This is a genomic window from Rhodopseudomonas sp. (assembly GCF_048594845.1).
Classification (GTDB): Bacteria; Pseudomonadota; Alphaproteobacteria; order Rhizobiales; family Xanthobacteraceae; genus Rhodopseudomonas.
This window is the reverse complement of sequence record NZ_JBMDXE010000038.1, coordinates 1-11,123: the sequence shown is the minus strand read 5'-3', so window position 1 is coordinate 11,123 and position 11,123 is coordinate 1. Positions and strand designations below refer to the sequence as shown.

At 67.1% G+C, this 11,123-nt stretch carries 13 protein-coding genes and 1 pseudogene; 5 read left to right on the top strand and 9 right to left on the bottom strand.

All coding sequences use genetic code 11. The annotated features are described in order from the left end of the window. The first annotated feature begins 25 nt into the window (after positions 1 to 25). Positions 26 to 643 carry a Holliday junction branch migration protein RuvA gene (gene ruvA, locus ACOJTD_RS02145; protein WP_420131295.1) on the top strand — a complete coding sequence of 206 codons (618 nt, stop codon included), beginning with the start codon at positions 26 to 28 and terminating at the stop codon, positions 641 to 643. Continuing rightward, on the top strand, positions 640 to 1,065 hold the full coding sequence (locus ACOJTD_RS02140; protein ID WP_420131293.1) for a cytidine deaminase: 426 nt from the start codon (positions 640 to 642) through the stop codon (positions 1,063 to 1,065). The genes ruvA and ACOJTD_RS02140 overlap by 4 nt, the downstream gene beginning before the upstream one ends. A gap of 25 nt (positions 1,066 to 1,090) precedes the next feature. Here the strand turns inward: ACOJTD_RS02140 and ACOJTD_RS02135 are convergent. Next, positions 1,091 to 1,753 (bottom strand): annotated as a pseudogene (locus tag ACOJTD_RS02135) (RluA family pseudouridine synthase); the annotation flags it as partial. 28 nt (positions 1,754 to 1,781) lie between these two features. Between ACOJTD_RS02135 and ftsY the strand changes: the two are divergent. Further along, on the top strand, positions 1,782 to 2,726 hold the full coding sequence (gene ftsY, locus ACOJTD_RS02130) for a signal recognition particle-docking protein FtsY (protein ID WP_420131292.1): 945 nt from the start codon (positions 1,782 to 1,784) through the stop codon (positions 2,724 to 2,726). A gap of 11 nt (positions 2,727 to 2,737) precedes the next feature. Then, complete coding sequence (locus tag ACOJTD_RS02125) at positions 2,738 to 3,340, top strand: septation protein A (protein ID WP_420131294.1); 603 nt, start codon at positions 2,738 to 2,740, stop codon at positions 3,338 to 3,340. A 195-nt stretch (positions 3,341 to 3,535) separates the two neighbouring features. Here the strand turns inward: ACOJTD_RS02125 and ACOJTD_RS02120 are convergent, their stop codons facing one another. The 8 genes from ACOJTD_RS02120 to ccmA all read right to left on the bottom strand — a co-directional run bounded on the left by ACOJTD_RS02120 (position 3,536) and on the right by ccmA (position 8,705). Next, positions 3,536 to 3,925, bottom strand: a complete 390-nt coding sequence (locus tag ACOJTD_RS02120) for a ComEA family DNA-binding protein (RefSeq protein ID WP_420131291.1) — start codon at positions 3,923 to 3,925, stop codon at positions 3,536 to 3,538. A gap of 304 nt (positions 3,926 to 4,229) precedes the next feature. Further along, the gene (locus ACOJTD_RS02115) at positions 4,230 to 4,823 is read right to left on the bottom strand and encodes a DsbE family thiol:disulfide interchange protein (protein ID WP_420131290.1); all 594 of its coding nucleotides are present in this window, start codon (positions 4,821 to 4,823) and stop codon (positions 4,230 to 4,232) included. A 9-nt stretch (positions 4,824 to 4,832) separates the two neighbouring features. Further along, entirely contained in the window at positions 4,833 to 5,009 is a 177-nt protein-coding gene (ccmD, locus tag ACOJTD_RS02110) for a heme exporter protein CcmD (RefSeq protein ID WP_054164968.1), read from the bottom strand. Next, positions 5,009 to 5,743, bottom strand: a complete 735-nt coding sequence (locus ACOJTD_RS02105; RefSeq protein WP_420131289.1) for a heme ABC transporter permease — start codon at positions 5,741 to 5,743, stop codon at positions 5,009 to 5,011. Before ACOJTD_RS02105 ends, ccmD begins: the two co-directional genes overlap by 1 nt. Positions 5,744 to 5,919: 176 nt before the next feature. Continuing rightward, complete coding sequence (locus tag ACOJTD_RS02100) at positions 5,920 to 6,684, bottom strand: RES family NAD+ phosphorylase (protein ID WP_420131288.1); 765 nt, start codon at positions 6,682 to 6,684, stop codon at positions 5,920 to 5,922. Further along, positions 6,644 to 7,024 carry an antitoxin Xre/MbcA/ParS toxin-binding domain-containing protein gene (locus tag ACOJTD_RS02095; protein WP_420131287.1) on the bottom strand — a complete coding sequence of 127 codons (381 nt, stop codon included), beginning with the start codon at positions 7,022 to 7,024 and terminating at the stop codon, positions 6,644 to 6,646. The genes ACOJTD_RS02100 and ACOJTD_RS02095 overlap by 41 nt, the downstream gene beginning before the upstream one ends. A gap of 90 nt (positions 7,025 to 7,114) precedes the next feature. Continuing rightward, a complete protein-coding gene (ccmB, locus tag ACOJTD_RS02090; RefSeq protein WP_420131286.1) occupies positions 7,115 to 7,783 on the bottom strand; it encodes a heme exporter protein CcmB in 669 nt (222 codons plus the stop codon). Between the two features lie 319 nt (positions 7,784 to 8,102). Beyond that, on the bottom strand, positions 8,103 to 8,705 hold the full coding sequence (gene ccmA / locus ACOJTD_RS02085) for a heme ABC exporter ATP-binding protein CcmA (protein ID WP_420131285.1): 603 nt from the start codon (positions 8,703 to 8,705) through the stop codon (positions 8,103 to 8,105). Between the two features lie 210 nt (positions 8,706 to 8,915). Between ccmA and acnA the strand changes: the two genes are divergently transcribed. Next, the coding region (acnA, locus tag ACOJTD_RS02080; protein ID WP_420131284.1) for an aconitate hydratase AcnA at positions 8,916 to 11,123 on the top strand (2,208 nt) is incomplete at its 3' end.

Sequence of the window (11,123 nt, the reverse complement as noted above, 5' to 3'; positions counted from 1 at the left end):
AGGCGCCTCGCCGAGGAGCTACTCCATGATCGGCAAGCTCAAAGGCGTCATCGATAGTTACGGCGAGGACTACGTCATCCTCGACGTCCATGGCGTCGGCTATCAGGTGCATTGCGCCAGCCGCACGCTGCAGGCGCTGCCGTCGCCCGGCGAGGCGGCGACGTTGTCGATCGAGACCTATGTGCGCGAGGATCAGATCAAGCTGTTCGGTTTCCGCACCGACACCGAGCGCGAGTGGTTCCGCCTCTTGCAGACGGTGCAGAGCGTCGGCGCCAAAGTGGCGCTGGCGGTGCTCTCGACGCTGCCGCCGCACGACCTCGCCAATGCCATAGCGCTGCGCGACAAGGCGGCGGTGGCGCGCACGCCCGGCGTCGGGCCGAAGGTCGCCGAGCGCATCGTCACCGAACTGAAGGAAAAGGTGCCCGCGCTGTCGAACGTCGATCCCGCGGTGGTGCATCTGTCCGGCGCGATCGACGACAACACCGCGCCGCGCGCGGTCGCCGATGCGATCTCGGCGCTGGTCAATCTCGGCTACGGCCAGCCGCAGGCCGCCGCTGCCGTGGCCGCGGCCTCGCGCGCCGCCGGCGAAGACGCCGCGACCGCGCAACTGATCAAGCTCGGCCTGAAGGAGCTGTCGAAGTGAGTATCACCGAGTCCGATCGCGCGCTGATCGCAAGCGCGATCGAGACGATTACCAAGCGCTATCGCAACGACTGGCAGGAAGTCGGCGCCGCGCTGCTGACACGCACCGGCCGTCGCTACGTCGCGGTCAATCTCGACGCGTATCTCGGCCGCATGGCGGTGTGCGCCGAGGCGGTCGCGCTGGGGCAGGTGATCACCGAGATCGGCGAGGCCGGCATCGACACCATCGTGGCCGTCCGTCACCCCAAGCCGCACGACACCGACCGCGAAGTCCGCGTGGTGTCGCCCTGCGGCGCCTGCCGCGAACTGATCTGGGACTACGACCGCAACGCCCGCGTGCTGGTGCCCGGGCCGGATGGCGTCGAAGCCGTCGGGATCAGCGAATTGCTGCCGAACAAATACAGCCGGGAGCGGGTGTTGTGAGCGCCATTTCGTGTTGGCCGCAGCCATCTCCCCTTGCACGGCGAGCTCCCTCCCCCCTTGCGGGGGAGGGTTGGGGTAGGGGGTGCCACGAGGATAGCGTCCCGTTGTGGACCCCCACCCCCGACCCCGGATCAAGTCCGGGGCAGGCTCCCTCCCCGCAAGGGGGAGGGGAGCCGTTTGCCGCTGACGCAGTGGTAGGGGTGGCGGCAGCCCCCGACAACAATCCCGACCGCCCCATCACCCGCCATTTCGTCAGTGACGGCAGGCCGGTCGGATCGACCTTCTGCCACCAGCCGCGCTCGGCGTTGAGCTTGGCGATCGGCAGGTCGATTTCGCCCTGATCTTCGGTCGGGCCGCCCTCGACGATCGCCCAATAGGTCTTGGAAATCTTGCTGTGCTTGAACAGCAGGCCGAGCGTGGCGGTGGCCTTGCGGTGGCGGCCGAGCACCAGGCAACCCGAGGTGTCGCGGTCGAGCCGATGCGCCAGCACCGGCGGGCGCGGCAGGCCGAAGCGCAGCGCGTCGAACGAGGCTTCGAGGTTGGGGCCGCCCTTCGGGCCGCGATGCACCGGCAGGCCGGGCGGCTTGTCGATCACCAGCATCAGGCCGTCGCGATGCAGCACCCGTGCCTGGATCTCGTCCGGCGTCAGTTCCGGCACGTCGAATTGATCTGCGTGGCTTTCGTTCATGGTCCGAAACGGCTAACACAGCGCCCTGATGAGTGACACGGAAAACGGCAAAACCAGCTGGTGGCGGCGGCTGTCCAGCGGACTGAAGCGGACGTCGAGCCAGATCGGCACGGCGATCACTGACCTGATCTCCAAGCGCAAGCTCGACCGGGCGATGCTCGAGGAGATCGAGGACGTGCTGCTGCGCGCCGATCTCGGCGCCGAGGTGGCGGGGCGGATCGCCGCGGCGGTCGGCGAGGGCCGCTACGACAAGATGATCGCGGCCAGCGACGTCAAGGAGATCGTCGCCGCCGAGGTCGAGAAGGTGCTGGCGCCCGTGGCCCAGCCGCTCACCATCGACACGGCGCACAAGCCGTTCGTGGTGCTGGTGGTCGGCGTCAACGGGTCCGGCAAGACCACGACGATCGGCAAGCTGTCGGCGCGGTTCGCGGCCGAAGGCCGCAGCGTCATGATGGCGGCCGGCGACACGTTTCGCGCCGCGGCGATCGAGCAGCTCAAGGTCTGGGGCGACCGCACCAACACGCCGGTGATCGCCGGCGCGCAGGGCTCGGATTCCGCCGGGCTGGCGTTCAACGCGCTGACCGCCGCCAAGGAGCAGGGCCGCGACGTGCTGCTGATCGACACCGCCGGCCGGCTGCAGAACCGCGCCGAGCTGATGAACGAGCTCGGCAAGGTCGTGCGCGTCATCAAGAAGGTCGATGCGACCGCGCCGCACGCCGTGCTGCTGGTGCTCGACGCCACCGTCGGCCAGAACGCGCTGTCGCAGGTCGAAGCCTTCACCAAGACGGCCGGCGTGACGGGTCTGGTGATGACCAAGCTCGACGGCACCGCGCGTGGCGGCATCCTGGTCGCCATCGCCGAGAAACATAAGCTGCCGGTGCATTTCGTCGGCGTCGGCGAGGGCGTCGACGACCTGGCGCCGTTCACGGCGCGCGATTTCGCCAAGGCGATCGCCGGCACGGAGGCCGCATGAGCGACCAGCTGATCGACAAGAAGCAGCCGCACCCGCTGTTCAAGCTCGCCACCGAGCTCGGCCCGCTGCTGGTGTTCTTCTTCGTCAACGCCAAGTTCAATCTGTTCGCCGCCACCGGCGCCTTCATGGTGGCGGTGATCGTCGCGATCATCGCGTCCTATGTGGTGACGAAGCATGTGCCGATCATGGCGATCGTCACCGCCGCGGTGGTGCTGGTGTTCGGCACGCTGACGCTGGTGCTGCACGACGAGACCTTCATCAAGATGAAGCCGACCATCGTGTACGCGCTGTTCGCCGGGGTGCTGGGCGGCGGGCTGTTGTTCGGCCGCAGCTTCATCGCCATCCTGTTCGATCAGGTGTTCAACCTGACGCCGGAAGGCTGGCGCAAGCTGACGCTGCGCTGGGCGCTGTTCTTCGCCGCGATGGCGGTGCTGAACGAGGCGGTGTGGCGGACGCAGTCGACCGAGTTCTGGGTATCGTTCAAGGTGTTCGGCATGATCCCGCTCACCATGGCGTTCGCCATGCTGCAAATGCCGCTCGCCAAGCGCTACGCCGCCGAACCGACCACGCTCGACAAGAGCGCGGCGGATGAAGGCGACGTGTCGGGGCGCTAATCGCTTTTAAAAGACGTGGTGGCCGGGCTTGACCCGGCCTCACCACCCACACCGCCGTCATGCCCGGGCTTGACCCGGGCATCCATCCTTTTGAAGAAGATGGATTGCCGGGTCGAGCCCGGCAATGACGTGGTGGGGTCGTGCGAAGCTCGTCCTGCGCTGTTAGGTCCAAGACCAGGTCCAAGACGCGATCGCTTACTTCTGCTTGGCGATGATCTTGTCCTTGATGCCGTCGTAGGTCTTCTGCGGCACGATCTTCTTCTGCACCAGCTCGTCCTTGCCCTTGTAGGGGCGGCCCTTGATGATTGCGGCCGAGTAGGCCTTGCCGACGCCGGGCAGCGCGTCGAGCTGTTCGGCGGTGGCCGAGTTGATATCGAGCAGCTCGGTCTTCTCCGCCTTGGCGGGCGCCATCTTGCTGTCCTTGGCCGGCGCCATCTTGGTATCGGCTTTCGGCGGCGGCGCCATGGTGCCGGACGGCGCGGTCTGGGTGCCCTGCGCCATCACCGGGGCGCTGGTGAGCAGGCCGAAGGCGAGCGCGGCGGCGAGCGGGGCGAGGGTGAGGTGGCGCAGCTTCAAAGTAAGCATCGGGGTGTCCCTCCAAAGGACGTTGTTAGTAACGGAACCAAGCTAGCCGCCGATTCATGGCGGGTCCAAGGCCGCCAAATGAACCTGCGATAAACGTTGCTGATTATTTCTCGGAGGCTGTCGGCACGGCGGAGCGCAACCTCCCCCGCTTGCGGGGGAGGTCGGATCGCGGAGCGATCCGGGTGAGGGCTCTCCTATCAACGAGTCGCTTAGTCACTGCCCGGGGCAGCCCTCACCCCAACCCTCTCCCGCCGGCGGGCGAGGGGGCTCGCTGCGGTCGGGGAGGGGGTGCGGATGAACGCGGCTAGGACTTCGCCAGCGCCTTCTCGATCTCGGGCTTCAGCACCTTGTCGAGATTGTCCGGGGTGATCGGGCCGACCAGTTTGTAGGCGATCTTGCCGTCGCGGCCGACCACGAAGGTCTCCGGCACCCCGTAGACGCCCCAGTCGATCGCGGCGCGGCCGTTGGCGTCGACGCCGACGGCGGCGAACGGGTTGCCGTAGCGGCCGAGGAAGCGGCGGGCGTTGTCGGGCTTGTCCTTGTAATTGATGCCGACGATCTGGATGCGCGTGTCGTCGCCGAGCTTCGTCAGCAGCGGCGCCTCGTCGTGGCACGGCACGCACCACGACGCCCAGACGTTGACGACGCTGACCTTGCCGGCGAACGTCGCCGGCGCGATGCCCGGCACCGGCTTGCCGTCGCGGGCCAGCTCGTCGAGCGGCGGCAGTTCGGTCTGCGGCGCCGCGCGGCCGATCAGCGCCGACGGGATCTGCGAGATATCGCGGTCGCCGAGCCTGAACCAGAACAGCACCGCCAGCCCGGCGAACACCAGCAGCGGCAGCACGACCAGCCAGGAGCGGCGCTTGGGCGATGGGGCTTCGGCAAACGGCGTCGTCATGCGGGCCACTCAGGACATGTCGGTGGCGCTGCGGCCGGAGCGCCGCGTCGCGCCGCGGGCCTCGAGGTCGCGCAGCCGCGCCTTCTGCCGGCGATAATCGATCACCACCCAGCCGATCAGCAGCAGCACAACCAGCGCGGTGGCGGCGTAGGACGAGACGATGAACTCGGCGTAGCGACCGAACATCACGCCGCCTCGGCCCGGCTGGCCTGCATCATCTGCAGCGAGCGCACGCGGCGGCGCAGGATCTCGTTGCGCATCGCCGCGACATGCAGGGTGACGAACAGCAGCGAGAAGCCGATCGCCATCACCAGCAGCGGGATCAGGAACGACTTGTCGAGCGTCGAGCCGCCCATCCGCATCACCGAGGCGGGCTGATGCAGCGTATTCCACCAGTCGACCGAGAACTTGATGATCGGCAGGTTGATGGCGCCGACCAGCGTCAGCACGGCGGCGGCGCGCGCCGCGCGGGAGGGATCGTCGACCGAGCGCCACAGCGCGATCAGGCCGAGATACATCAGGAACAGGATCAGCATCGAGGTCAGCCGCGCGTCCCATTCCCAATAGGTGCCCCACATCGGCCGCCCCCATAGCGAGCCGGTGAGCAGCGCCAGGAAGGTGAAGGCGGCGCCGATCGGGGCGGCGGTCTTCGCGGCGACGTCGGCGAGCGGATGCCGCCACACCAGCGTGCCGAGCGAGGCGACGCTCATCACGCCCCAGACGAACATCGCCAGCCAGGCGTTCGGCACGTGCACGAACATGATCTTGACGGTGGCACCCTGCTGGTAATCGTCGGGCGCCAGCATCGACTGGGTGAGGCCGATGCCGAGCAGCAGCACCGTCAGCCCGGCCAGCCACGGCAGGACACGCCCCGCGAGCGACAGGAACCGGGTCGGATTGGCAAGTTCGGTCAGCGTCATGGCGTTTCTGATATCGGGGCTGAGGGCCGCAGGCAATGACGCCGCGTGCAAGCTGCTACGGAGTTGATCGGGACAGCGCCGCAGGTGATCGCTCTCGCAGTGCAGCAAGTTAGCCGCTGCCAGGCGGCGCCGGCATCCGGACCAACCCGGAGATGCAGACCGGTATCGGTCGCACCTCAGCGATCCCAGACGAAGCCGTGCATGCGCGGATCGGAATCGAACGCGCTGCGGCCGAAGGCGAGCGAACCCCGCGGCGCTTCGCAGAACGCGCGCGCGCCGTTGCGGTCGAGATGGATGCGCCAGCTCTGGCGGTCGACCGGCGTCTTGCTGCGGAACGCGCGCGGCGACAGCACCGCCACATTGGCGCCGCGCTGCGGGTCGCGGACCGACGGATATTTGATGATCTCCGCGCCGGCGGTGCGCGCCGCTTCGCTGAACGCCTGTCCGGCGGCGTAGTTCTGAGTGTCCATGATCGTCGCGATGTCGTCCGGCGGCTGCGCGGTGAGGTCGAGCGCGCGCTCCGAGCCGAGCTCGACCGCGAAGGCGGTGTATTCGGCCGGGTTCTGCGGCCACGGCGTGGCGGGCGATTCGGCAAAGAAGCGCAGGCGATGAAACGCCGCCTCGGCGATCGCGGTCGATGGCTGCGCGGCGGCGTAGAACACGCCCGCCTCGGCATTGGGCCGCCGAAAGCGCGAGCCCCATGGATTGGTCGCGCTGTAGCGGAACGGCGTCATCAGCAGGAAGTCGAGGCCGTCGCAGTCCGCTGGCACCGGCGGCTTGGTGTCCTCGATGATGTCTTCGAGCAGCGCCTGCTCCTCGAGCGAGTCGGTCAGCTTCATCGTCGCCGATTGATGCTGCGCCTCGACGATGCGCCAGAAACGTCCCGAGAGCCGCGCCGACTCAGACCGGAGCGCGTCGCGTATCCAGGTACTGGACGACATGAAACAGTCCCGGAATTTTCTGGATCAGCTCGATCGGCGTTCCGCGCAGCGCGAGGTTGTCGTTCTTCATCCATGCGCGCGCGGCGGTTTCGTCGCCGGCCACGATGGCGTCGAGCGAGCGGTACAGCCGGACGAACAGCGCGGCGAGTTCATAGGCCTTGCCGCCGTCGAGCACGTAGTCGCCGCTCTTCATCCGCGACACCACCGACTCCGACAGGCCGATGACGTTGCTCAACACCTTCTGCGACAGGCCGAGCCGCTCGGCCGCCTTGAGGGTGGCCTTGGTCAGCACCTGCCCCTTATCGAGGGCGGCCGGGGATCGGTTCAGAACAGCGGCCATATTGCGCTCCTCTTGCTGCGGAAAGAATATAGTACAATTCTTTCTTGGACAAGATAAGCGGACGCCGGCAGGGTGGTTCCCGCCGGTCGGCTAATCCAGCCCCTGGCGCAGGCTGGCGGCGGCCGCGGACGGGCCGATCACCAGGCTCATCAGCGAGATCGCGCACAGGATCGAGAACGGCGTGCCGAACGGCACCGGCCCGACAATCGCGGCCTGCGACGCGGCGACGCCGAAGATCAGCACCGGGATCGCCAGCGGCAGCACCAGCACGGCGAGCAGCAGCCCGCCCCGCCGCAGCGTCACCGCCAGCGCCGCGCCGATCATGCCGGTGAAGGTCAGCGCCGGGGTGCCGGCCAGCAGCGTCGCCATCACGGCCAGCGAGGCCGCGCCGTCGAGGTTTAGCAGCAGGCCGAGCACCGGCGTCGCGACGATCAGCGGCAGCCCGGCCGCCAGCCAATGCGCCAACGCCTTGGCGGCGCAGGTCAGCTCCAGCGGGGTGCGGCTCATCGCGATCAGGTCGAGCGAGCCGTCTTCGGCGTCCGCCGTGAACAGCCGGTCGAGCGTCAGCAGGCTGGCGAGCAACGCGCCCAGCCACAGGATCGCAGGCCCAAGCCGCTGCAACAACTGCAGATCCGGCCCGACCGCAAACGGCATCAGCACCACGACGATGAGAAAGAACAGCACGCCAATCAGCGCGCCACCGCCGACCCGCAGGGCGATCGCGATGTCGCGGCGAATGATCGCTCCAAGCGCGCTCATGCGGCGGCTCCGGTAGTGCGTGTGATTGTTCGCGCTGTTTGATCAGTTGGCTCATTCCCCGCGGCACCCCCACCCCCGACCCCTCCCCGCAAGGGGGAGGGGAGCCTAGGAGCCGCTAGCGGAGTGGACGGGGAGAGCTCGAAGAGGGCGAAAGCAGACGTTGGAGCGGCGTCTCCGCCCGTCACGAATTTGAGCAACACGCCGCGGCGCCTCGTCACCCCTCCCCCTTGCGGGGAGGGGTCGGGGGTGGGGGTCCCCAAGCACAACGCCGGCGATGGAGAAACCACAGCAGGGGCCTTGTTGGCCATCCACGCGCCCCTCATGCCTTCCCCCCGATCCGCATCTCGCGCGCCTCGATCCCGAGCGGCAGATGGGTGGCCGCGACGATCAATCCGCCGCCGGCGAGGTGGTCGAGCATCAGCTTCACGAACAGCTCTTGGCCTTTGACGTCGAGCGCCGAGGTCGGCTCGTCCAGCAGCCAGATCGGCCGGCGCACCACCAGCAGCCGCGCGATCGACAGCCGGCGCCGCTGCCCGGCCGACAGATACGCGGCCGGCAGTTCGGCCGCATGCGCGAGGCCGACCGACGCGATCGCAGCCGCGAGGTCGGTGGTGTCGCCGCCGAGGAACTCGCGCCAGAACGACAGATTTTCGCTGACGCTGAGCGATGGTTTCAGCGCGTCGCGGTGGCCGAGATAATGCGCCTGCTCGGCGACCGGCGTATCCGCCTCGCCGCCCTCGAGCGTGATGCTACCAGCGGCCGGTTGCAGCAGCCCGGCGATCAGCCGCAGCAGCGACGTCTTGCCCGCGCCGTTGTGTCCCACGAGCGCCAGCGCCTCGCCGCCCGCGACCTCGACATCCAGTCCGTCGAATACCTCGCGGCCGCCTCGGATACATCGCAGGCCCAGTCCACGCAGCCGCATTCTTGATTGCCTATTCCCGTTCCGGCGCCGAGTTCGTCTTGCTCATAAACGATGCCGCCGCTAGTCATTGTCGAACTGGCGGCGCATCTGGAAAGGTTCTATAAGCCGGAACTTGATGCAGCACACCTTCGGCGCCTGCAAGCCGCACGGCTTCCCCATTCGCCGGCCACCGCCTGCCCATCGACAACGATAATCCTGGGACCGCCTTACATGACCTCGCTCGACAGCTTCAAATGCCGGAAGATCCTCAAGGTCGGCAGCAAGTCTTACGTCTATTACAGCCTGCCCACCGCCGAGAAGAACGGCCTGAAAGGCATCTCCCGCCTGCCGTATTCGATGAAGGTGCTGCTGGAAAATCTGCTGCGCAACGAGGACGACCGCACCGTCAAGAAGGCCGACATCATGGCGGTCGCCAAGTGGATGCGGAAGAAGAAGCTCGAGCACGAAATCGCCTTCCGCCCGGCGCGCGTGCTGATGCAGGATTTCACCGGCGTTCCCGCGGTGGTCGATCTGGCGGCGATGCGCAACGCCATGCAGGCGCTCGGCGGCGACGCCGAGAAGATCAACCCGCTGGTGCCGGTCGATCTGGTCATCGACCACTCGGTGATCGTCAACTTCTTCGGTGACAACAAGGCGTTCGGCAAGAACGTCGCCGAGGAATACAAGCAGAACCAGGAACGCTACGAGTTCCTGAAGTGGGGCCAGAAGGCGTTCTCGAACTTCTCCGTCGTGCCGCCCGGCACCGGCATCTGCCACCAGGTCAATCTCGAATATTTGGCGCAGACGGTCTGGACCAAGAAGGAGAAGATGACGATCGGCCGGACGAAAGGCACGTTCGAAGTCGCCTATCCGGATTCGCTCGTCGGCACCGACTCGCACACCACCATGGTCAACGGCCTCGCGGTGCTCGGCTGGGGCGTCGGCGGCATCGAGGCGGAAGCCGCGATGCTCGGCCAGCCGCTGTCGATGCTGCTGCCCGAAGTGGTCGGCTTCAAGCTCAAGGGCGCCCTCAAGGAAGGCGTCACCGCCACCGACCTGGTGCTCACCGTCACCCAGATGCTGCGCAAGCAGGGCGTGGTCGGCAAGTTCGTCGAATTCTTCGGCCCGGGCCTCGATCACCTCTCGGTCGCCGACAAGGCGACGATCGCCAACATGGCGCCCGAATATGGCGCGACCTGCGGCTTCTTCCCGGTCGACACCGAAGCGCTGGACTATCTGAAAACTTCCGGCCGCGCCTCGGCGCGCGTCGCGCTGGTGGAGAAGTACGCCAAGGCGCAGGGCCTGTTCCGGACCTCGGCGTCGCCGGATCCGGTGTTCACCGTGACGCTGACGCTGGACCTCGCTAAGGTCGAGCCGTCGATGGCCGGCCCGAAGCGTCCCGAAGGCCGCATCGCGCTGTCGGGCGTCTCCGAAGGCTTCGCCGCCGCGATGGAGACCGAGTACAAGAAGGCGCTGGACGGCACGCGCTACAAGGTCGACGGCAAGAACTTCGACCTCGGCCATGGCGACGTGGTGATCGCCGCCATCACCTCCTGCACCAACACTTCGAACCCGAGCGTGCAGATCGGCGCCGGCCTCCTGGCCCGCAACGCCGCCGCCAAGGGCTTGAAGTCGGCGCCGTGGGTGAAGACCTCGCTGGCCCCGGGCTCGCAGGTCGTCGCCGAGTATCTGGCGAATTCGGGTCTGCAGAAGGATCTCGACAAGGTTGGTTTCAACCTCGTCGGCTTCGGCTGCACCACCTGCATCGGTAACTCCGGCCCGCTGCCGGAAGAGATCTCGAAGTCGATCAACGACAACGGCATCGTCGCCGCCGCCGTGCTGTCGGGCAACCGTAACTTCGAAGGCCGCGTCTCGCCGGACGTGCAGGCCAACTACCTGGCGTCGCCGCCGCTGGTGGTCGCCTACGCGCTGGCCGGCACCGTCACCAAGAACCTGTCGGTCGAGCCGATCGGCACCGGCAAGGACGGCAAGCCCGTCTACCTGAAGGACATCTGGCCGACCACCAAGGAGATCAACGCCTTCGTCAAGAAGTACGTGACCTCCAAGATCTTCAAGGCGCGCTACGCCGACGTGTTCAAGGGCGACACCAACTGGCGCAAGATCAAGACGGTCGAGTCCGAGACCTACAAGTGGAACATGTCGTCGACCTACGTGCAGAACCCGCCGTACTTCGAAGGCATGAAGATGCAGCCGGAGCCGATCGTCGACGTCGTCGACGCCCGCATCCTGGCGCTGTTCGGCGACAAGATCACCACCGACCACATCTCGCCCGCCGGCTCGATCAAGCTGACCTCGCCGGCCGGTAAGTATCTGTCGGAGCATCAGGTGCGTCCGGCCGACTTCAACCAGTACGGCACCCGCCGTGGTAACCACGAAGTCATGATGCGCGGCACCTTCGCCAACATCCGCATCAAGAAC

What these genes read in the sequence shown, in the direction of transcription:
- ruvA (WP_420131295.1), top strand. Translation starts at nt 26, where the DNA reads ATGATCGGCAAGCTCAAAGGCGTCATCGATAGTTACGGCGAGGACTAC.
- ccmA (WP_420131285.1), bottom strand. Translation starts at nt 8,705, where the DNA reads ATGCGGCTGCGTGGACTGGGCCTGCGATGTATCCGAGGCGGCCGCGAG.
- ACOJTD_RS02095 (WP_420131287.1), bottom strand. Translation starts at nt 7,024, where the DNA reads ATGGCCGCTGTTCTGAACCGATCCCCGGCCGCCCTCGATAAGGGGCAG.
- ACOJTD_RS02115 (WP_420131290.1), bottom strand. Translation starts at nt 4,823, where the DNA reads ATGACGACGCCGTTTGCCGAAGCCCCATCGCCCAAGCGCCGCTCCTGG.
- ACOJTD_RS02105 (WP_420131289.1), bottom strand. Translation starts at nt 5,743, where the DNA reads ATGACGCTGACCGAACTTGCCAATCCGACCCGGTTCCTGTCGCTCGCG.
- ACOJTD_RS02100 (WP_420131288.1), bottom strand. Translation starts at nt 6,684, where the DNA reads ATGTCGTCCAGTACCTGGATACGCGACGCGCTCCGGTCTGAGTCGGCG.
- ccmD (WP_054164968.1), bottom strand. Translation starts at nt 5,009, where the DNA reads ATGTTCGGTCGCTACGCCGAGTTCATCGTCTCGTCCTACGCCGCCACC.
- ccmB (WP_420131286.1), bottom strand. Translation starts at nt 7,783, where the DNA reads ATGAGCGCGCTTGGAGCGATCATTCGCCGCGACATCGCGATCGCCCTG.
- ACOJTD_RS02120 (WP_420131291.1), bottom strand. Translation starts at nt 3,925, where the DNA reads ATGCTTACTTTGAAGCTGCGCCACCTCACCCTCGCCCCGCTCGCCGCC.
- ftsY (WP_420131292.1), top strand. Translation starts at nt 1,782, where the DNA reads ATGAGTGACACGGAAAACGGCAAAACCAGCTGGTGGCGGCGGCTGTCC.